Raw genomic sequence first — 19,328 nt, forward strand, 5'->3', positions numbered from 1 at the left:
GCTTACATGGAACAAAAAAAACTTCCTCTTTTTAACCTGGCTGTCATCGTCGGGGCATTGGGCTATTTTGTAGATATCTATGATCTCCTGCTTTTCAGTATTATCCGGGTACCCTCTTTAAGGTCTTTGGGGCTGAATGCGGACAGTATCGCAAAAGACGGTCTGCGGATCATCAATATCCAGATGCTGGGACTTCTCGTAGGAGGCATTATCTGGGGTGTATTGGGAGACAAAAAAGGCCGGCTGAAAGTATTATACGCATCCATTATTCTCTACTCCCTGGGAAATATTGCCAATGGTTTTGTGCAGAATGTGACGCAATATGAGATCGTTCGTTTTATTACGGGACTTGGGCTGGCGGGCGAGCTCGGTGCGGGTATTACTTTGGTGAGCGAGCTGATGCCAAAGGAGCGGCGCGGTCTGGCTACTTCCCTAGTAGCGGGGATCGGGCTCAGCGGAGCGGTATTTGCCTATTTTATACGGGTATGGTTGGTTGGACCCAACGGCGAGGGTTGGCGCACCTGTTATTTCATCGGGGGTGGGCTGGGCTTCCTCCTGCTATTCCTTCGGGTGGGGGTGCTGGAATCCGGGATGTTCAAGAGCATCGAAACGAGCGAAAAGGTACGAAAGGGGGATTTCCTGATGCTGTTCACCAATGGCAAGCGGCTGAAAAAATATCTCACGGCCATCCTGATAGCCCTGCCGAACTGGTTTGTCATTGGTATCCTGATCTCTTTCTCCGATAAGTTTGCCGCCAAACTGAATATCAAGGGCGCGGTGGACCCCGGAAAAGCGGTGATGGTGGCCTATGCAGCTATTTCCATTGGAGACGTTCTCATCGGTTTTGTGAGCCAGTGGCTGAGAAGCCGTAAGAAGTCATTGTATATCTTTAATATTATTACAGTGCTGTCCATTTTCTGGTTCTTCAGTCTCGACGGACAGTCATCCACGACGATGTATGTGGTTTGCGCCTGCCTGGGTTTTGGCACAGGTTTCTGGGCGATGTTCGTCACCATGGCTGCCGAGCAATTCGGTACAAATATCCGGGCTACCGTGGCGACCACAGCGCCTAATATGGCCAGGGGGTCGCTGAACCTGGTGTCCCTGCTGTTCGTCAGCCTGCAAGGAAACTTTGACTACCTGAAAAGCGCCTGGATCACGGGCATCATCGTATTCACCATCTCTTTCATTTCTTTGATCCTTACGGAAGAAACTTTTGGAAAAGACCTGGACTATATCGAGCCGGCATAAATTTGTGAAATGAAGTTTCTCATCATTCGCTTTAGCTCCATCGGGGATATCGTGCTCACCACACCCGTGGTGAGGTGTCTGAAGCGTCAGGTAGTCACAGCTGAAGTGCATTTTCTGACGAAGGCTGCTTTCCGGCCTGTGCTGGAGGCCAATCCTTATATCGACAAGCTTCATTTACTGGGGGATGACTGGGAGGGGATGATGAAGGACCTGCGGGCGGAGGATTTCGATTATATCATCGACCTCCATCATAATGTCCGGACGCTGAAAGTGAAGAAAGCGCTGGGCAAAAAAGCTTTCTCCTTCAACAAGCTGAACATAGAGAAATGGCTGTACACGAATTTTAAATGGAACCGGATGCCGGACGAACATATCGTGGACCGGTATCTGGATACGCTACGTTCCTTTGGAGTGCGCAATGACGGGGCGGGACTGGACTATTTTATACCGAAGGCCGATGAGCTGAAGCCGGAAGATATTCCCACTGCCCACCAGGCGGGGTATATTGGGGTGGTCATCGGCGCGGCATTGGCAACCAAGCAGCTGCCACTGCATAAACTAAAAGAAGTTTGTGCCGCTATGGCGCATCCGTTGATCCTGCTGGGCGGCCCTGAGGACGCGGCGCTGGGAGATCAGCTGGCGGCCATGGACCCTATCCGGATCTACAATGCCTGTGGGAAGTTCAACCTGAATGAATCGGCGGGACTGGTGCGGCTGGCAAAGTCGGTGGTGACACACGATACGGGCCTTATGCATATTGCGGCTGCCTTCGGGCGTCCCATTGTTTCTGTCTGGGGCAATACAGTACCTGAGTTTGGTATGTCTCCTTATTACGGGACCAAGGGCCAGCCCCATGAGGTGATGGAGGTCAGGCCGCTGTCCTGTCGTCCCTGTTCAAAGATCGGGTATAAGAAGTGTCCGAAGGGACACTTCAAATGCATGGAGCAGCAGTCTGCCGATAAGATCGCAAAGGCCGCGATGAAGCTGCGCCACTAAAAAACCCCCGGCGATCAGGTGATGCCAGGGGTTGGTATTATATCTTCAGCCTGAAGGTTACAGTGTCTTCAGTACATCATTCATGCTGCGAACTGCCTCGGCGCTCTTATTAAAGAGGGCCTGCTCTTCTGCGTTCAGGCCGAAATCGAGGATCTTTTCCCATCCATTGCGCCCTATGACGACGGGAACGCCCAGACAGATGTCCTTTTGCCCGTATTCCCCATTGAGAGAAACACAGCAGGTGAATAATTTCTTTTCATCCCGCAGGATGCTTTCCACCAGCGCTGCTCCTGCCGCTCCGGGCGCATACCATGCAGAGGTTCCGATGAGCTTGGTGAGGGTGGCGCCGCCTACCATGGTATCGGCGACGATCTGCTTCTGCTGCTCTTCGGAAAGGAATTTGGTCACTGGAGCGCTGTTCCAGGTAGCCAGGCGGATGAGGGGGATCATCGTAGTGTCTCCGTGACCGCCGACGACCACCGCATTCAGGTCTGCAGGGCTACATCCCAGATGTTGACTCAGCTGATATTTGAAACGGGCGCTATCGAGGGTGCCGCCCATACCGATGATACGTTGTTTTGGAAGACCTGTGGCGGTGAGAGCCAGGTAGGTCATCGTATCCATGGGGTTGCTGATGATGATAATGATCGCGTCGGGCGAATGTTTGAGGATGTTTTCCGCCACGCCTTTTACGATGCCGGCGTTGGTGCCGATCAGCTCTTCACGGGTCATTCCGGGCTTGCGGGGCAGGCCTGAGGTGATGACCACCACGTCGCTGCCGGCAGTTTTGGAATAATCATTGGTGCTGCCGGTGATGCGGGTGTCGAAACCCAGCAGAGCGGCGGTTTGCATCATATCCTGGGCCTTTCCTTCGGCTAATCCTTCCTTGATGTCCAACAGCACCAGTTCCTGGGCTAATGCTGCACGGGCGATATTATCAGCGCAGGTTGCGCCTACGGCACCTGCACCTACAACCGTAACTTTCATCATTCTATATTTTATAAGTGACAAAATTATTTGCGGAGCAAAGGTAGGGGTATTGAGCTAGTCAATGACTAATCTTCACTTGCTTTTTGCTGAAAGGCTTTCACGATGGTGTCGACTTTCTGCGTGCCTTCGAAAGTGGTGATCAGGTTGCCCTTTTTGTCGTAAAGCGCCAGGTAGGGCAGGTTGCGTATTTTATAGAAGGGAGCTAAGAAGAATTTTTCGTCCCGGCCTATTTTGATGTTGGGGTGCTCGAAGAGACGGTAATGGGTATTGAACTCTTTCATCTCCGAAAAGGGCTGATAGGTGGCCATAATGATCTCTATGTCCTTAAAATCGGCAAAGTCGGCCAGGATGGATTCCGTCTGGTGTTTGCAATGGTCGCAATCCGGGCTGAAGAACATGACCAGTGTCCGGTGATGTTTTTTCAGGTCGTCTTTTGTCAGATAGGTGGTGCTGTCCAATTTCAGCAGGTGAAAGGGGGGGACAGTGGGATATTTGAGATAGGGTGCCTGGTCCTGGGCGACGGTGGCCGTGGTCTGGGCAGGCTGTTGCGGTTGCTGGGCAAAAAGGAAATGAGAACCGGCGAATGCGAGTACGATCAGGAATGCTTTTTTCATCTTGCTATTTTCTGTTTAATTGAATGCACCCAGGGTGCGGTCCAGCCAATTTCGAACTTTAGATCGAAGTGTAAAATTAAAAGTTTAACGAAAACCGGAACTTTTTATTTGTTTATTACGAAAAACTCGTAGCTTTACGAAAACTTCGTAATTATATGGAAAAACTTACCATGCAGGAAGAAGAGGCTATGCAGGCCGTATGGAAGGTGGGAGAGGGAAATGTAAAGGCATTTCTGGAAAATATGGAGGCGCCGAAGCCCCCTTATACGACCCTGGCTTCCACGATCAAGAACCTTGAAAAGAAGGGTTTTCTGACGAGCCGTCTTATCGGGAATGCGTACCTGTACAAGGCGGCTATCACCGAAGACGAGTATAAGAAGAAATTCATGAATGGGTTTGTAAAGGATTATTTCGCCGACAGCTATAAAGAACTGGTGAACTTTTTTGTAGAGGAAAAGAAGCTGAGTGCGCGGGAGCTGAAGGAGATCATTGACCTGATAGAGCGGTCGGGCACCGGGGCAGGCCAGCATCCGGGGGGCAAAGGGGAATAGGAGCGGGATTATCTTTTTATACAGTTAACTGATACATATGCCTTCGATTGTTTTATACCTGCTGAAATGTTCGATCTCACTGGCCATTATCTGGTGTCTCTACCAGCTGCTGCTGCGCAGGCTGACCTTTTATACGATGAACAGATGGTATCTGCTGGGGTATGCGATCCTGTCCTTTTTACTTCCGCTGATCCATATTGTACTGCCTGCTGAGGAGGCGATCTCGGGTAAGGTCAGGGTGATCAGCTATATCCCTGCTATTACGGCGGTGCAGACCGCGACGGCGGCACCCGTCTTCACTGGTTGGAATTTACTGCTGTATTTGGTGGCGCTGGGATCATTGGTACTGACCGGTCGGCTGCTCATGAGATGGATGTCGCTCCGCAGCATTCGGAAAGAGGCTACCCTGGTACGGGACGCGGCGGTAGCGGTTTACCAGGTGGATAAGCCCATCATTCCCTTTTCTTTCGGGAATGCGATTTATGTAAATGCGCGACTGCATACGGAAAAAGAGTGGGATGAGATCATCCTGCATGAGTATGTGCATGTCCGGCAAAAGCATACGGTGGACATCATACTGGCGGAATTGTTGTGCATTGCATGCTGGTTCAATCCTTTCAGCTGGCTTATCCGTCATGCCATCCGGCAGAACCTGGAGTTCATTGCGGATCAGCAGGTCCTGGCCAGCGGCCTGGACAGGAAAAGCTATCAGTACCATTTGCTGAAAGTCATCGGCGCACCCTGCTATCGCCTGGCCAATAATTTTAATTTTTCTTCTCTTAAAAAACGCATTATTATGATGAACAGATCTAAAAGCACCCATCTTCATCTGCTGAAGTTCCTTTTTATAGTGCCCATGCTGGGCGTATTGCTCCTGGCATTCCGGGACAAAGTAGCTATGCATGTGCATCGGCAGGCTACTGTTAGTAAGCTGGATACGACCCCGGTGAAAAATTATCTGAGCAAGATTACCCTCCAGCAGAAAGACACCAAGCCTATGATCGTCATTGACGAGGTGGAGGCGGAAGAAGGTTTGTCGAAAGTGAACCAGGCTGATATTGCTTCCGTCAATGTCCTGAAAGCTGCTGGGGCGTTTGGGCCAAGGGGAAAGAATGGCGTTGTGCTGGTGTATACAAAGAACTATGTGAAGAAAGGTGAGGTCCGGCTGAAAGACGGCAAGCGGGTGCCTGTCCAGATGGAAGCTGGCGCAGACGGCGGTCGTGCAAAGACCAGGGATACTTTGCAGCTCGTCACGGTGGAAAGCAGATCCGTGGACAGTATATTCGCACAATGCCTGATCTTTGTCGATGGAGTGGAGACTTCCTATGAAGAGATGAGGAAGCTGGACCAGAACAGCATCGCATCGATCGAGGTGCTGAAGGGGGAGTCGGGAAGGGCATTACATGGGGAAAAGGGGCGAAATGGGGTGGTGAACATCAAGACCAAATCCGAAGGCTACAAGGGGGCAGTTTCTATGGTCATCGTTGGAATGAAAGATACGATGATCTTTACTGCGGATAGTGTCCATTACAAGTTTCCTGCCGCCGGAAAACCTGAGGATCATCGTCATTGAGATCGACGTATCTTTATATCAGGAACCCCCGTAAGGGGGTTTTTCTGTCGGCGCCGGGGGGAATCGTTCCTTTCGGTCTTGGCCGGGTGTTGTTTTTGCCGTAGATTTGCCCCCCGCCTCGTGGAAACCGGGGAGGTAAAATATTACTGGATATATGGCAAATACAGCAGACATCAGTCGTGGTATGATCATCAAATTGGACGGCAGTCTATACACCGTCGTTGAGTTCGGCGAGAACAAGACAGCCCGGGCCGCAGCAAAAGTTTGGGCCAAGCTGAAGGGGGTGGATAATTCCCGCTCTATCGAGAAGACCTGGAACAGCGGCGATACCATATACCCGGTGCGCGTGGAAAGAAAGGCCTTTCAATACCTGTATAAGGATGACACGGGCTATAACTTCATGGATAATGAAACGTTCGAGCAGATTGCCCTGCAAGAACATCTGATCGATGCTCCCCAATTCTTAAAAGAAGCACAGGAAGTTTCCGTATTGATCAATACCGAGACGGAACAACCCATGAGCGTTGAATTACCTGATAAGATCGTTGTTTTAGTGACCTATTCCGAGCCGGGCATGAAAGGGGATACGGCTACCCGTACGTTGAAACCTGCGACTATTGAGACGGGCGCCACGGTGAATGTACCGTTGTTTGTGAATGAAGGCGAGCTCATCCGTGTCAACACCAAGACGGGTGAGTATGTGGAAAGGGTGAAATAGTACTGATTGTCAGACCGTTGAATTTTTAAATTTCACCGGTGTTTTTGGGTATTTTTAGCTTTAATCCCTAATTTGCCGCCCAAACACTGTAAATTCATCCATATGGATTTTAAACAGATTCAGGAACTGATCAAGATGATCAATAAGTCAAATATTGGAGAAGTTAGCATAGAGGAGAAAGGATTTAAATTGACGATCAAGCAAAAAGAAGAACCCGTTCAGCAACTGATCGCTGCCCCCATGCAGGCGCAGCCCATGGCAGCCATGGCTGCTGGTTCGGCCCCAGTCGCTCAGCAGCCTGCGGCAGTCTCTGCATCTGAAAAACCTGCCAAAGCCGCTGAAGCGCCCGCCGGTAATACCGTCACTATAAAGAGCCCGATGATCGGAACTTTCTACCGCAGTCCATCCCCGGACAAGCCTTCGTTTGTGAACGTGGGTGACGAGATCGAGCCGGGAAAAGTAGTTTGCATCATAGAGGCCATGAAGCTTTTCAATGAGATAGAAAGCGAAGTAAAAGGCAGGATCGTAAAAGTGCTTGCAGAGGATGCCTCGCCAGTGGAATATGACCAACCTTTGTTCCTGGTAGAACCTGCTTAGTTACCACAAAATAGTCAGAATGTTTAAAAAGATACTGATTGCCAACAGAGGAGAGATCGCCCTCCGGGTCATCCGTACCTGTCGTGAGATGGGTATCAAGACCGTTGCGGTCTACTCTACTGCAGATAAAGACAGCCTGCATGTCAGGTTTGCCGATGAAGCGGTATGTATAGGCAAGCCGGCCAGCTTTGATTCTTACCTGAATATCCCTCATATTATGGCTGCCGCCGAGATCACCAATGCCGATGCGATCCATCCGGGATATGGATTCCTGGCTGAGAATGCGCGTTTTGCGGAGATCTGTGGCGAGCACGGCATTAAGTTTATCGGTCCCACTCCTGCCATGATCAATTCCATGGGGGATAAGATCACGGCCAAGGAGACCATGATCGCGGCCGGCGTGCCGGTGGTTCCCGGTGGCGAAGGGCTGCTGGAAAGCCTGGACCAGGCGAAAGGGCTGGCCAGGGAAGTAGGGTATCCCATCATCCTCAAGGCTACGGCCGGCGGTGGTGGCAAGGGGATGCGCGTCGTTTGGGCGGAGGAAGAGATGGAGCGGGCTTATAATACCGCCAAGGCCGAAGCGGGCGCCTCATTCAAGAATGACGGCATTTACATGGAGAAATTCGTGGAAGAGCCGCGTCATATCGAGATCCAGGTCGCAGGTGACCAATATGGGAAGGTCTGCCATCTCAGCGAAAGGGACTGTTCTATCCAACGGCGTCATCAGAAGCTGGTGGAGGAATCTCCTTCGCCTTTTATGACCCCGGAATTGCGCAAGCGCATGGGGGATGCAGCTATCAAGGCGGCTTCAGCCATCAATTATGAGAGCGTGGGCACCATCGAGTTCCTCGTGGACAAACATCGCAACTTCTATTTCATGGAGATGAACACGCGTATCCAGGTGGAACATTGCGTGACGGAAGAGGTGGTGAATTTCGACCTGATCAAAGAACAGATCAAAATAGCGGCGGGCGAACCCATCAGCGGCCTCAATTACGAGCCGCAGGGACACGCCATCGAATGCCGTATCAATGCTGAAGACCCGTATAATGATTTCAGGCCTTCCCCGGGCCGGATCACTGTACTTCACCAGCCCGGCGGACATGGGATCCGGGTGGATTCGCATGCTTATGCGGGGTATACCATTCCTCCTTATTACGACAGCATGATCGCCAAGATCATTGCGGTAGCCCGTACCCGGGAGGAAGCGATCAATACCATGCATCGCGCCCTGAGCGAATATGTGATCGAGGGTATCAAGACCACGATCCCTTTCCATCTGCAGCTGATGAAGGACGAACGTTTCCGCAGCGGCGACTTCAATACTAAATTCCTGGAAGGTTTTAAAATGCAGTAGCTATGAGCGAGAAGCCGCGAGCTGCGAGTCAGGGACTAATAAGACCTGCTCATAGCTCGAAGCTGGTAGCTCGCAGCTTATTTAAGAGTTTGGAGTTTGTCGGAGGCATTGTAGTACCCGGCCAGTTTGCTGATGACGGATTCTACCAGTGCGTCAGGGCAGGAAGCTCCGCTGCTGATGAGGATACGTGCGGGCTTTTGCTCAGGCAGCCAATCTTTCGTTGTTATTTCCTGCTTATTATGAAAGTTGTAGTGTAAGATCTCGGTAGGGGACAGGATCTTTTCTTCCGAGCTGATGAAGTAGGTCGGCAGTTTCTCTTCACATAGCTCCACCAGGTGTGAAGTATTGGAGGAATTATATCCGCCCACGACGATGGCGAGGTCGGCAGGGGTATCCAACAGGCCAATGACGGCGGACTGGTTGTCCAGGGTGGCATAACAAAGGGTGTCGCGGGTGTCGGCGAAACGTTCCCCGATGGTGCTTTCGTCCAGCCCGTGGGTGTCCATCATCGTCGCCTTCAGATAATCCGCAATGGCCTGCGTATCGCTGGCCAGCATGGTGGTCTGATTGACCACGCCAATGCGGCGGAGGTCTTTCTCCACGGCAAACCCTTCGCTGTATTGTCCTTTGAAAGCGTGATAGAACTCACTGGCTGGCCTTGACCCCCTGATATATTCCGCCAGTACTTTTGTTTCCTCCATGTCTTTCACCACCACGGTAGGCGTGTCTGCCGCAGCGTGGGAAAAGGTGGCTCTTGTCTCTTCATGTCCCGGTTTGCCATGGACGATGATCGTATAGTCTTTTTTCGCAATCTGAGAAGACCTGTTCCAGACTTTTTCCACGAAAGGGCAGGTAGTGTTGTATTGTTCCGTATGAATGCCGATGGAATGCAGCTTGTTTTCGATCTCCAGGGTAGTGCCGAAGGCGGGGATAATTACAATATCATCTGCATTCAGCTCCTCGAATGGAATGAGCTGTTTTCCGTAGGTGTCCTGCAGGAAGCGTACCCCACGGGATTGAAGGTCTGCATTTACCTGTGGGTTGTGGATCATTTCGCTGAGCAGGAAGATGCGACGGCCGGGGTTCTCTTCAATGGTCCGGAAAGATATTTCGATGGCGTTCTCTACCCCGTAGCAAAAGCCGAAATGGCGGGCCAGGTAAATATGCAAGTTGCCCAGCTCCAGCAGGGTGGGTGCAAAATCCTTCTTCATTTTATCCTGCTGTTTACGCCGCTGTTTTATGGCGCTGATCAGCGGGCTACGGTAGATGATGGGAACGTTGAAGGTTTTCATTACTTGTGATTGTCAAAGGTACAAACTTGTGTGTTGCGAAAGAGAATATATATTAACTTCCCGCCCGAAGCAAAAGATCGAAGCAACATGACTGTCCCTTTTCAACGTGCCGGATGGACCTACGGTTCCAATATTTATGAAGTTAATCTGCGACAATATACTCCCGAGGGGTCTTTTAATGCTTTTGCCCGCGAGCTGCCCCGGCTCAAAGACATGGGGATCGACATTCTTTGGTTTATGCCTGTTACTCCCATTAGCCTGGAAAAGCGCAAGGGAACCCTGGGCAGTTATTATGCCTGCAGCGACTATGTGTCTGTGAATCCGGAGTACGGCGTTTTGGACGATTTTAAAAGTCTGGTAAAGGCCGCTCATGAACTGGGCATGCGGGTCATCATCGACTGGGTGGCCAATCATACTGGCTGGGACCACAGGTGGACCAGGGAGCACCCCGAGTATTACCGTAAGAACCAGGACGGTCAGTTCTATGAAGCGCATGGCTGGGACGATGTGATCGACCTGAACTATGACAATAAGGATCTGTGGCGGGAGATGATCGAGGCAATGTCATTCTGGCTGCGGGAATGCGATCTCGACGGGTTTCGCTGCGATATGGCGATGCTGGTGCCGCTGGAATTCTGGAAAGCGGCCAGGACGGAGCTGGACAAGGTAAAGAAAGACCTGTTCTGGTTGGCAGAATGCGAGGAGATCGCTTACCATGAGGTCTTCGACGCCACCTATACCTGGAAGTTCCTTCATAAGATGGAGTCCGTATGGAGAAAGGAGTCGGGCCTGGACGGGCTGGATGAGGTACTGATGTATTACACCTCTATGTTCCCGCCCGGTGCAATACGCGTTTACTTTACTTCCAACCACGATGAGAATTCCCACAGCGGCAGTGAATACGAAAGAATGGGGAATGCTGCCAGGCCTTTTGCCGTATTGTGCGCTACCTGGGACGGCATGCCCATGATCTACAGCGGCCAGGAACTGCCAAACCACAAGCGGCTGCAATTTTTTGAAAAAGATCCCATTGCCTGGACGGGTCAGTGTGAGCTGCATGCTTTTTACAAGACGCTGCTGGAATGCAGGCGGCGGAACCCGGCCTTAAGAGGGGGCGATCCTGCCGTCATTACCCGTCGCATATCCACCGGCGAGAGCTGGCGTTGCTTTGGCTTCGTGCGCACCCTGGGCGATCATGAAGTGGTGGTGGCATTGAATATTTCGGGGGAATCGCTGACCATACCTACCGTCGATTGGCAGGTGACGGGCGTTTTCAGAGAGATATTTACGGGCACCGTGGTCGACATAGCCGGAACAGCGCAGGTAATGGTGGAACCATGGGGGTATGTCGTATTTGAAAAGCACTGATCTATAAAAGAAAAAGGGCTGACCTCCGGGTCAACCCTTCTTATGGGGAAGATCTTTTTATTTATTCTCCGCTGTTGAGTCGTAAAGGATAGGTATACACGCCTTCATAGCCTGCAAAAACGCCTTCCAGCTTAACCGTGCCGGATGCTTTCTGCAGTATGGCCTGGAGCTCTTCCACATTCTTTACTTCCTGTCCATTGGCTTTCAGGATGATGAATCCTTCCTGGATCCTGGATTTATCCATCAGTCCGTTTTCGGTGATGGATTTTACTACAACACCGCCTTTCACGTCCAGGGTAGCAGCATCTTTTTTGGAGAGGGTTTCCAGTGCGGCGCCCAACTTGTCCAACACAGAGGTCTTGACGACCGAAGTAGTGCCTGAGTTGTTGCGCAATACTACGGGAACCGTATACTCCTTGCCATCTCTCTTATAGGTGAGCTGGACCTTTTCGCCTGGGCTATAGGTGGCGATGAGTCCTACCATTTCCGCACCGGTGGCGATCTGGTTGCCATTCAGCTTCGTGATGAGGTCGCCTTTTTTTAAGCCTGCATGGAAGGCTGCACCATCGGGAGTAACGTCCATTACATAAACGCCTTCACCGTCCTTGATACCCTGTTCCTTTTTCTGGTCTTCGCTCATGTTGTCCCTTGGGTATTGGATGCCCAGGAATGCCCGCTGGGGGGTACCGAACTTCATGATGTCGCTGACGATCTTTTTCACGATGTTGACAGGGATCGTGAAGGAATAGCCCGCATAGGAACCCGTGGGGGAGGCGATGGCCGAGTTGATGCCGATCAGCTGTCCCTGGGTATTGATGAGGGGGCCTCCGCTGTTGCCTGGATTGACGGCAGCATCTGTCTGGATAAAGGATTCAACGGGGGTTTGGCTCTGACGTTTGTTGATGTCGAGGGTACGGCCCTTGGCACTGACGATACCGGCAGTGACCGTCGTTTCCAGCGTGAGCGGGTAACCTACTGCCAGCACCCATTGCCCCACCTTTACCTCGTCGGAATTTCCGTAGAGCAGGAAGGGTAAGCCCTGGGCATCTACCTTTACGACAGCGAGATCGCTGCTGGGGTCAGCGCCAATTACTTTTGCCTTGAATGATTTTCTGTTGCTGAGGGTCACCGTCACTTCGTCGGCTCCATCCACAACGTGGTTGTTGGTGACGATATAGCCATCGTTGCTGATGATGACGCCTGAGCCTGAAGCCATTTCCGGCATGGAGCGCATGCCATTGCCATTTCCGAAGAAGTCATCGGGATCGATGCCAAACAGGTCGGAAAAGGGGTTGCGCTTCGGGAGATTATTGCTCACTGTACGGACTGTCTTTGTCTTGATGTGCACCGTAGCCGGGATGGCGGCGCTGGCTGCATCGGAAAAGTCTCCGGGTCCCGAGCCTTTATCGCCATCGAAGAATTTCGCATAATTGGCCGGAACTTTCCCCGAGTCCTGGGAATAATAATAGGTTGTCTTACCACCTGCGACATGATTATAGCCCCACATGGTAGCAACGGCGGTCGAAGCACTGATCAGAATTACAGCTACTACTTGTTTTGCTTTCATAATTATTTATAAATTTTTTTCGTTTGAGACATTCATTTCCTCGATCGTATAGTATGACAGCAAAATAACGCCAAGGTTTTAATTATGGTCTTACCAACGGTCCGGTTTAACAAAAAATTTACTAAGGTCTTCGTAGATCGCTAGGGCCGGGCCATTGTTATAAGCTCAGTTTCAGCGAAGAACGAAAAGTCCTCCTATAAATTTACAAAAGAAATGCCGGGTATGAAAGGATTTCTTACCCGCGAAAAAATAGCAGTCGGGCTGCCATGTGTGCAGCTTGTCCGGAAAGAAAGGCAGGTCTTAAACAAGCTGTGAGCAGCGAGCTTTGAGCTGTGAGCCGGTCTTTTATAGGTCTTTGCTCGTAGCTCGTAGCTCATAGCTCATGGCTCGCAGCTGGTAACTCATGGCTCGCAGCTGGTAACTCATGGCTCGCAGCTGGTAACTCAGAGTCCAGTGAGGAACTGCATGGTGTCCACCCCGTCAGCGTAGTCGGCGAGACCCGGTCGCTGTGCCATGCCAAAATGGGTTTGCCCCTGGGCTACCACGCATTGGATATCCGGGTTGCCCAGGAGGCGGGGGGTGGGATCTTCACCAGGCGCGTAATATTCATAGTTCAATACGCTGATGGCACTGAAGGGGGAGGGGGCTTCCACCAGCAGAATAGACTCATTTGTCATGTAATATTTCTTATTCAGGAGAAGGATGGCGAGCTGATAGTCGTAATTATTCTTGTATTTGGCAAGGTCGGCGAGGTAGTTATACCTGCGAAACGCTTCCAGCAGGGATAGAAAATCATATTTTTCCGGTACGTACAGCTTGGTGACGTTGCGGCATCCCAGCCCGAAATACTGGTAGACGTCATCGGCCAGTCCGTCCAGGTCTTCGTAGGTTTCCAACCCGGTGAGCACCGCCACGGAGGTACGATTGCGGCGGATGATATGGGGGTATTTGGCGAAATAATAGTCAAAATAGCGGGCTGAATTATTGCTGCCGGTGGCAATATAGGCGTAGCAGCCGTTGAGGCGCTCGGCAAAGCTGACCAGGGAAGGGATCTCAGGATCGTATGTCTCCAGTTGCTGGAGCAGATGCCTGAAAAGGACGTTGTCGCGGGAAGAAGGCTTGATCAGCTGCCGGTGACCCGTCATAAAAATGCTGAGAAAGTCATGAAATCCTACCAGGGGGATGTTGCCGGCCATGGTTAGTCCGATGGTCTTGGGGGTAGGATTTTCCGTGGGAAGGTCATATTTGCGGGCCCATGCCGTCAGCTTGTCCTTTTGGAGAAATTCGTTTGCTATCTGCTTGATGGCCAGCTGAATGAATTCCGGGGTAAACCAGCCATTTTCGGCGTGGGCACGCTGCTGGGCGGCTAGCCATGCGGGATCTTCGGATATGCAATAATTCCCTAGCTTTGTCAATACATCGATCCGTTGTTCCAAGTTCATAGATACACTATATTTGTGTCTTCGAAACAGCAAAATTAACCTTAATCATCCCCTAATTTTCAAAATATGGCTATTAAAATAACAGAAGAATGTATCAATTGCGGGGCCTGCGAGCCGGAATGTCCGAATAATGCCATCTACGAAGGTGGTGTGGAATGGGCGATCACGGATGGCACCAGTGTAAAAGGAGCATTTACCCTGCTGGATGGCAATGTCATAGATGCCAACCTGCGGAATGCTCCTATAAGTGTGGATACATATTATATCGTTCCTAATAAATGCACCGAGTGTCAGGGTTTTCATGAAGAACCGCAGTGTGCGGCTGTCTGCCCGGTGGATTGCTGTGTGCCGGACGAGATGTACCAGGAGACGGTGGAGCAGCTGCTGGCGAAGAAAGAGAAGCTGCACCTGTAAAAAGTCCCCGTGTGGATAAATACATGAGGTATAATTTGGATTTGAATGTCCAAGATTAGTACCTTAAGGGTAGTTTAAAAGAGAGTCTTACGAATGTAGCCTGGCTACATGAAAATAGGCGGGTGATATTTCCCGTCATCAAGGGGTGAGAGGGATTAACTTTCACCCTATTTTTTTGCGCGCTCGCCGGACTGCTGAGCTGGCTGAGCACTAAACCCCATCGTTTTTTCGTTTATTTGCTGAAAATTTATCTCCATTCATGAAGCCTACAATAGCTTTTGTCACCGGCGGATATTCCGGGGAGTCTGTCATATCCTATAAAAGCGCTATCACCATTGAGAATAATATTGACAAAGATCGATATACTGTCTACAAAATAGACGTCACAAAAGAGGGCTGGTTTTATGTGAAAAAAGATGGTTCCAGGCTATCCGTGGACAAAAATGATTTTTCCCTGCTCCTGGATGGTAAGAAAATACACTTTGATGCGGTGCTGATCGGTATTCATGGGACTCCTGGGGAGGATGGGAAGCTGCAAGGGTATTTCGATCTGCTGAACCTTCCTTATACCAGCTGTGATGCGGCTACTTCGGCCATTACTTTTAACAAACGATTTACAGTGGGGGTGGCTGCTTTCAGCGGGATCAACGTGGCAAGGTCTGTGCATCTGGTAAAGGGGCGGTTTGACAATCCTGAAGAGATAGCACGGCATTTGCAGTTCCCTGTATTTGTCAAGCCGGCCAATGGAGGATCCAGCATCGGTATGTCCAAGGTCAATTCTGCTTCCGAGGAGTTGGGGGCGGCCATTGAAAAGGCCTTTAAGGAGGACAGCCAGGTATTGATAGAAGAATTTATCACCGGTCGCGAATTCACGGTGGGGGTGTTCCGCAGCAAGGGGGAGATCATCATCCTGCCGATCACCGAAGTGAAGAGCAAGAAGGAGTTTTTTGACTTTGAGGCCAAATATACTGCGGGGCTGAACGAGGAGACGACGCCGGCCCAGGTGGAGGAGGCCGTTGCGGAAAAGGTCCGGGCTGCGGCTAAGAAGATCTACCAGATATTTAACTGCCGCGGGGTCATCCGGATAGATTTCATTTATAATGAGGCGAAGGGTGAGCCATTTATGCTGGAGGTCAATACGGTGCCCGGGCAAAGCGAGGCGAGCATCGTCCCTCAGCAATTGAAGGTTTTCGGGTGGACGTTGAAGGAATTTTATTCCTCTCTTATCGAAGAGGCGCTGGCGAGTAAACAGGAATAGCGGCGCCAGGCAAAAATGTATTACTTTAAATAAACTATAAGGCGTGTTCAAATTTCTCACCTCCAGGCCTCTTTGGGTAAATATAGTAGCGGGTATCGTCCTATTATTATTATTGTTGTTGTTGTTCCTCGGATCGCTCGCCTTGCTGACCCAGCATGGCAAAACGATGAAGATCCCTTCTGTCACGGGACTGTCCTTTGCGGATGCGAAGAAAAGCCTCGAATCATCAGGGTTTAGCGTGCAGGTCCAGGATTCCGTCTATTCTGACACGATGCCGCCGCTGCGGGTGGTGAGACAATTTCCGGAAGCCGATAACCTGGTGAAGGTGAACCGTACTGTGTATCTAACGATCAATCGGAGCGAGGCTCCCTTTATCCAGATGCCGAACCTGGTGAGCATGAGCTTTCGCAATGCGGATATGATCCTGCGTCAATACGGCCTGCGATTGGAGGACACAGTCTTCAAGCCAAGCTTTGCAAAGAATTCTGTCCTTGAACAAATATATCAGGGTGAACCCATCAAGCCGGGTCAGCAGATCCACCAGGGAAGCTCTATCACCCTGGTATTGGGCAGTGGCATCGGAGGCATTGGTTTTGTTGTCCCTGACCTGTTCGGTCTGACATACCAGCAAGCAAAAAACCGGTTGGATTCCATGAGCCTTACTTTCGGAGCTGTCGTCCCGGACAATGATGTTCGGGATTCCGCGGAGGCCTTTATTTATAAGCAGGAACCTCAGCAGATTGGCGAGGGCGGCCGTGCAAACCGGATCTACCCCGGACAGGTGATCAATATCTGGCTGGGCACTCAAAGACCAGTGAGGAAGGTTGATTCTACGGCGACGGGGAATTATTGAGCCTGGGCCGTAAGCTACAAGCTACATGCTGCAAGCAGGAATGAGCAATGCTATTACATTATTCAATATATTCGCGGTCTTAAAACAGATGCAGGTATGCAAGCTATCACTGTAGAGGAATTAAAAGCCAGATTAGATGCCGGAGAAACCCTCCATTTGCTGGATGTCCGCGAGCCGTCGGAAAGAGCAGAATTCAACATCGGTGGGGTATTGTTGCCCCTGGGCAAGATCCAGACCATGCAGACGGATGATATCGACGACTGGAAGGACGAAGAAGTGATCGTTTACTGTCGCAGCGGTAACCGCAGCGGGCAGGCCAGCCTCATACTTGAAACAGCCGGCTTCTCCAATGTGAAGAATCTCACAGGCGGCATGCTGGCCTGGCAGGACCGGATCCTCAAATAGGCGGACTGTCGTACGGGGTGACTACTTCAGATATTTCCCATACCATGCCAGGTATCTTTCCAGCCTGTCCTTCTGATAGGAGGGCAAGGTGATGCCATGAAACTGTCCCGGGTAGATGATAAGTTCTGTCGTGACGCCGAGTGTACGCAAGGCCTGGTACATCTGTTCGCTTCCTGCCGAGGGCACGTTAAAATCCTTTTCACCACTGAGAAACAGCGTTGGCGTCCTGATCCTATCGGCCTTCAATAAAGGATAGGATATCTTCAGGTACTTGTCGATGCTTTTCCAGGGCGCCCCGATCTCATTATTATATTGGTTGACGTATCGATCCACTCCATAGAGGGAAAGGGTAAAACCTGTGCCTGCGCCACTGGTGGCGGCTTTAAACCGGGTGTCGGCTGCGATGAGATAATCGGTGAGGATACCGCCGTAGCTCCATCCGCCTACTCCCAGCTTGTCGGGATCGGCGATTCCCTGTTTTACCAGGTAGTCCACCGCACCATGCAAGTCTATCACTTCTTTGTTTCCCCAATCCGCGGAGATGATCTTGCAAAAGTCCAGGCCACGGCCATTGCTGCCTCTGTAATTGACGGCTGCGACGGCATAGCCGCCCGCGGCCAACACCTGCCGGGTGAGGTCAAAGCCATAGTCGTCCTGGCTCACCGGGCCGCCATGGATGAATAGGATCAGGGGAAGCTTTTGTCCCGGAGTGGCTGTTGCCGGACGGAAAAGGAGGCCGGATACCTGCGTCCCGTCGTTGCTCCTGGAATTGAATCCTTCCACGGTCGCCAGGGAAAGGGGCGTCAGGAATTCATCCATATGATGGGTGAGGCGACGGGGTTTCCCATTTTCCACCACAAAGAGCTCGGCAGGTAATTGCGGCTCGCTCAGGGTGGTAAGCCAGCTGTCATCGGAGATGGCGTCCGCGGGGCCGTAGCTGCGGGGACCATCTGCCAGCTTTGTCATTTTTCCATCGACGGGAGAAAAAGCGGCAAGATATTGCTGGCGGTCGTCGGTCACCTGGGCGATGATATTTTTGCCGTCCTTTGACCACCGGGGGTTCCTTACGGGGCGATCCAGGTTCCTGGTAAGTAATTTGGGTTCGCCGCCATCTTTGGAGATAAGGGCCAGGACGGGTTGGTCATACATGATATAATCCGCATCCGACGTGGAGCGGGTGTAAGCGATATATTGTCCGTCAGGGCTCCATCGGGGGGAATTATCGGCGCCTTTCCAGTTGGTGAGCTGGCGGGGTATGCTGCCCGGCCGGGCGGCAATGGTGTAAAGGTCCGTGTTCTCGTTCTTATCAGGGTCTTCCGTGCGATTGCTGACGAAGGCAATGGTGGCGCCGTCAGGGCTCCAGACGGCTGCGCCTTCATCATGGACGCCCCGGGTGAGGGTGTCTGTTTTTTTTGTGTCGATGGTGAAAAGATAGAGGTGGGTATAGAGCTTTTTGAACTGGTAGCCTTCCACATCCTCTTTGTATTTATAGCGATCTATTACATAAGGTTTGGTGGTCTTTACTTTACCCGTGTCTTCCGGCTCCTGGTCGGTGAGGGTAAGGAGGAGCTGCTGTCCATCGGGGCTCCAGGCGTAGTCGTTCACGCCGCCTTTGATCTCTGTCAGGCGCCGGCCTTCTCCACCCCGGCGATCCATCAGCCATACCTGGCTGCCTTTCGACTCATGGCGGGAAGAAAGGAAAGAAAGGTATTTGCCATCAGGGCTCCAGCGTGGCCTGGATTCCCCCTCGGGGCTATTGGTCATCCGGAGGTCCTGGCTGCCGTCCGTGCTTATCATCCATATTGCTGAAGTGCGTTTGTCTTTGATGGAGTCGATCGTTGTCAATGTGTAGGCTACCCATTTGCCGTCGGGTGATAATTGCTGATCGCTGACAGCCGGAAGACGATAAAGGTCTGCCGGTCTTAAAGGTCGTTTGGACGGCGAGGGGACGACGGTGTCGCCAGCTGGTCCGGAATATGCAGGCAGGCTATGGCCCATCGCGGCCAGGCCGAAGACTACGGTGAAGAGGATCCTCATATGCAGTGATTGTCTAAAAATATTATCGGATGATGTCCAGACAAT

General features: G+C 51.4%; 18 protein-coding genes. 12 read left to right on the top strand and 6 right to left on the bottom strand.

The window, feature by feature from the left end; all coding sequences use genetic code 11:
• Positions 1–6: 6 nt before the first annotated feature.
• Both Q4E93_RS04340 and Q4E93_RS04345 read left to right on the top strand, forming a co-directional pair.
• Positions 7–1,251, top strand: a complete 1,245-nt coding sequence (locus Q4E93_RS04340) for an MFS transporter (protein ID WP_303582863.1) — start codon at positions 7–9, stop codon at positions 1,249–1,251.
• Between the two features lie 9 nt (positions 1,252–1,260).
• Positions 1,261–2,247 carry a glycosyltransferase family 9 protein gene (locus Q4E93_RS04345; protein WP_303582864.1) on the top strand — a complete coding sequence of 329 codons (987 nt, stop codon included), beginning with the start codon at positions 1,261–1,263 and terminating at the stop codon, positions 2,245–2,247.
• Between the two features lie 57 nt (positions 2,248–2,304).
• Here the strand turns inward: Q4E93_RS04345 and mdh are convergent, their stop codons facing one another.
• Together mdh and Q4E93_RS04355 are read right to left on the bottom strand one after the other, a co-directional pair.
• On the bottom strand, positions 2,305–3,237 hold the full coding sequence (gene mdh / locus Q4E93_RS04350; protein WP_303582865.1) for a malate dehydrogenase: 933 nt from the start codon (positions 3,235–3,237) through the stop codon (positions 2,305–2,307).
• Positions 3,238–3,302: 65 nt separating this feature from the next.
• Complete coding sequence (locus Q4E93_RS04355; protein ID WP_303582867.1) at positions 3,303–3,851, bottom strand: TlpA family protein disulfide reductase; 549 nt, start codon at positions 3,849–3,851, stop codon at positions 3,303–3,305.
• Positions 3,852–4,006: 155 nt separating this feature from the next.
• On the opposite strand from Q4E93_RS04355, the gene Q4E93_RS04360 reads away from it, so the two are divergent.
• The 5 genes from Q4E93_RS04360 to accC all read left to right on the top strand — a co-directional run bounded on the left by Q4E93_RS04360 (position 4,007) and on the right by accC (position 8,647).
• A complete protein-coding gene (locus tag Q4E93_RS04360; protein WP_303582869.1) occupies positions 4,007–4,402 on the top strand; it encodes a BlaI/MecI/CopY family transcriptional regulator in 396 nt (131 codons plus the stop codon).
• A gap of 37 nt (positions 4,403–4,439) precedes the next feature.
• On the top strand, positions 4,440–5,975 hold the full coding sequence (locus Q4E93_RS04365) for a M56 family metallopeptidase (protein ID WP_303582871.1): 1,536 nt from the start codon (positions 4,440–4,442) through the stop codon (positions 5,973–5,975).
• Positions 5,976–6,129: 154 nt separating this feature from the next.
• Positions 6,130–6,693 carry an elongation factor P gene (efp, locus tag Q4E93_RS04370; RefSeq protein WP_303582873.1) on the top strand — a complete coding sequence of 188 codons (564 nt, stop codon included), beginning with the start codon at positions 6,130–6,132 and terminating at the stop codon, positions 6,691–6,693.
• A 102-nt stretch (positions 6,694–6,795) separates the two neighbouring features.
• Positions 6,796–7,290 (top strand): acetyl-CoA carboxylase biotin carboxyl carrier protein, encoded by a 495-nt coding sequence (gene accB, locus Q4E93_RS04375; RefSeq protein ID WP_303582875.1) that lies wholly within the window; start codon positions 6,796–6,798, stop codon positions 7,288–7,290.
• A gap of 19 nt (positions 7,291–7,309) precedes the next feature.
• Positions 7,310–8,647, top strand: a complete 1,338-nt coding sequence (gene accC / locus Q4E93_RS04380; RefSeq protein WP_303582877.1) for an acetyl-CoA carboxylase biotin carboxylase subunit — start codon at positions 7,310–7,312, stop codon at positions 8,645–8,647.
• A gap of 77 nt (positions 8,648–8,724) precedes the next feature.
• On the opposite strand, the gene Q4E93_RS04385 is transcribed toward accC, so the two are convergent.
• Complete coding sequence (locus tag Q4E93_RS04385; protein WP_303582879.1) at positions 8,725–9,939, bottom strand: 4-hydroxy-3-methylbut-2-enyl diphosphate reductase; 1,215 nt, start codon at positions 9,937–9,939, stop codon at positions 8,725–8,727.
• A gap of 87 nt (positions 9,940–10,026) precedes the next feature.
• On the opposite strand from Q4E93_RS04385, the gene Q4E93_RS04390 reads away from it, so the two are divergent.
• Positions 10,027–11,307, top strand: coding sequence for an alpha-amylase family glycosyl hydrolase (locus Q4E93_RS04390; RefSeq protein ID WP_303582881.1), 1,281 nt, complete (start codon positions 10,027–10,029; stop codon positions 11,305–11,307).
• Between the two features lie 61 nt (positions 11,308–11,368).
• On the opposite strand, the gene Q4E93_RS04395 is transcribed toward Q4E93_RS04390, so the two are convergent.
• Together Q4E93_RS04395 and Q4E93_RS04400 are read right to left on the bottom strand one after the other, a co-directional pair.
• Positions 11,369–12,874 (bottom strand): trypsin-like peptidase domain-containing protein, encoded by a 1,506-nt coding sequence (locus Q4E93_RS04395; protein WP_303582883.1) that lies wholly within the window; start codon positions 12,872–12,874, stop codon positions 11,369–11,371.
• A 443-nt stretch (positions 12,875–13,317) separates the two neighbouring features.
• Entirely contained in the window at positions 13,318–14,316 is a 999-nt protein-coding gene (locus Q4E93_RS04400) for an acyl-CoA reductase (protein ID WP_303582885.1), read from the bottom strand.
• 66 nt (positions 14,317–14,382) lie between these two features.
• Here Q4E93_RS04400 and Q4E93_RS04405 point away from each other — a divergent pair, with 66 nt between their 5' ends.
• From Q4E93_RS04405 to Q4E93_RS04420, 4 genes are all read left to right on the top strand, one after another.
• Complete coding sequence (locus Q4E93_RS04405) at positions 14,383–14,730, top strand: 4Fe-4S dicluster domain-containing protein (RefSeq protein ID WP_303582886.1); 348 nt, start codon at positions 14,383–14,385, stop codon at positions 14,728–14,730.
• Positions 14,731–14,989: 259 nt separating this feature from the next.
• Positions 14,990–15,988, top strand: coding sequence for a D-alanine--D-alanine ligase (locus Q4E93_RS04410; RefSeq protein WP_303582887.1), 999 nt, complete (start codon positions 14,990–14,992; stop codon positions 15,986–15,988).
• 43 nt (positions 15,989–16,031) lie between these two features.
• Positions 16,032–16,841, top strand: coding sequence for a PASTA domain-containing protein (locus Q4E93_RS04415; RefSeq protein ID WP_303582889.1), 810 nt, complete (start codon positions 16,032–16,034; stop codon positions 16,839–16,841).
• 96 nt (positions 16,842–16,937) lie between these two features.
• Complete coding sequence (locus tag Q4E93_RS04420) at positions 16,938–17,246, top strand: rhodanese-like domain-containing protein (protein WP_303582890.1); 309 nt, start codon at positions 16,938–16,940, stop codon at positions 17,244–17,246.
• A 21-nt stretch (positions 17,247–17,267) separates the two neighbouring features.
• Here the strand turns inward: Q4E93_RS04420 and Q4E93_RS04425 are convergent, their stop codons facing one another.
• Positions 17,268–19,283: a S9 family peptidase gene (locus Q4E93_RS04425; RefSeq protein ID WP_303582891.1), complete on the bottom strand. Its 2,016-nt coding sequence runs from the start codon at positions 19,281–19,283 to the stop codon at positions 17,268–17,270.
• Positions 19,284–19,328 lie beyond the last annotated feature (45 nt).

This window comes from Flavitalea plasmicola (assembly GCF_030546645.1).
In the GTDB taxonomy this organism is placed as follows: Bacteria; Bacteroidota; Bacteroidia; order Chitinophagales; family Chitinophagaceae; genus Puia.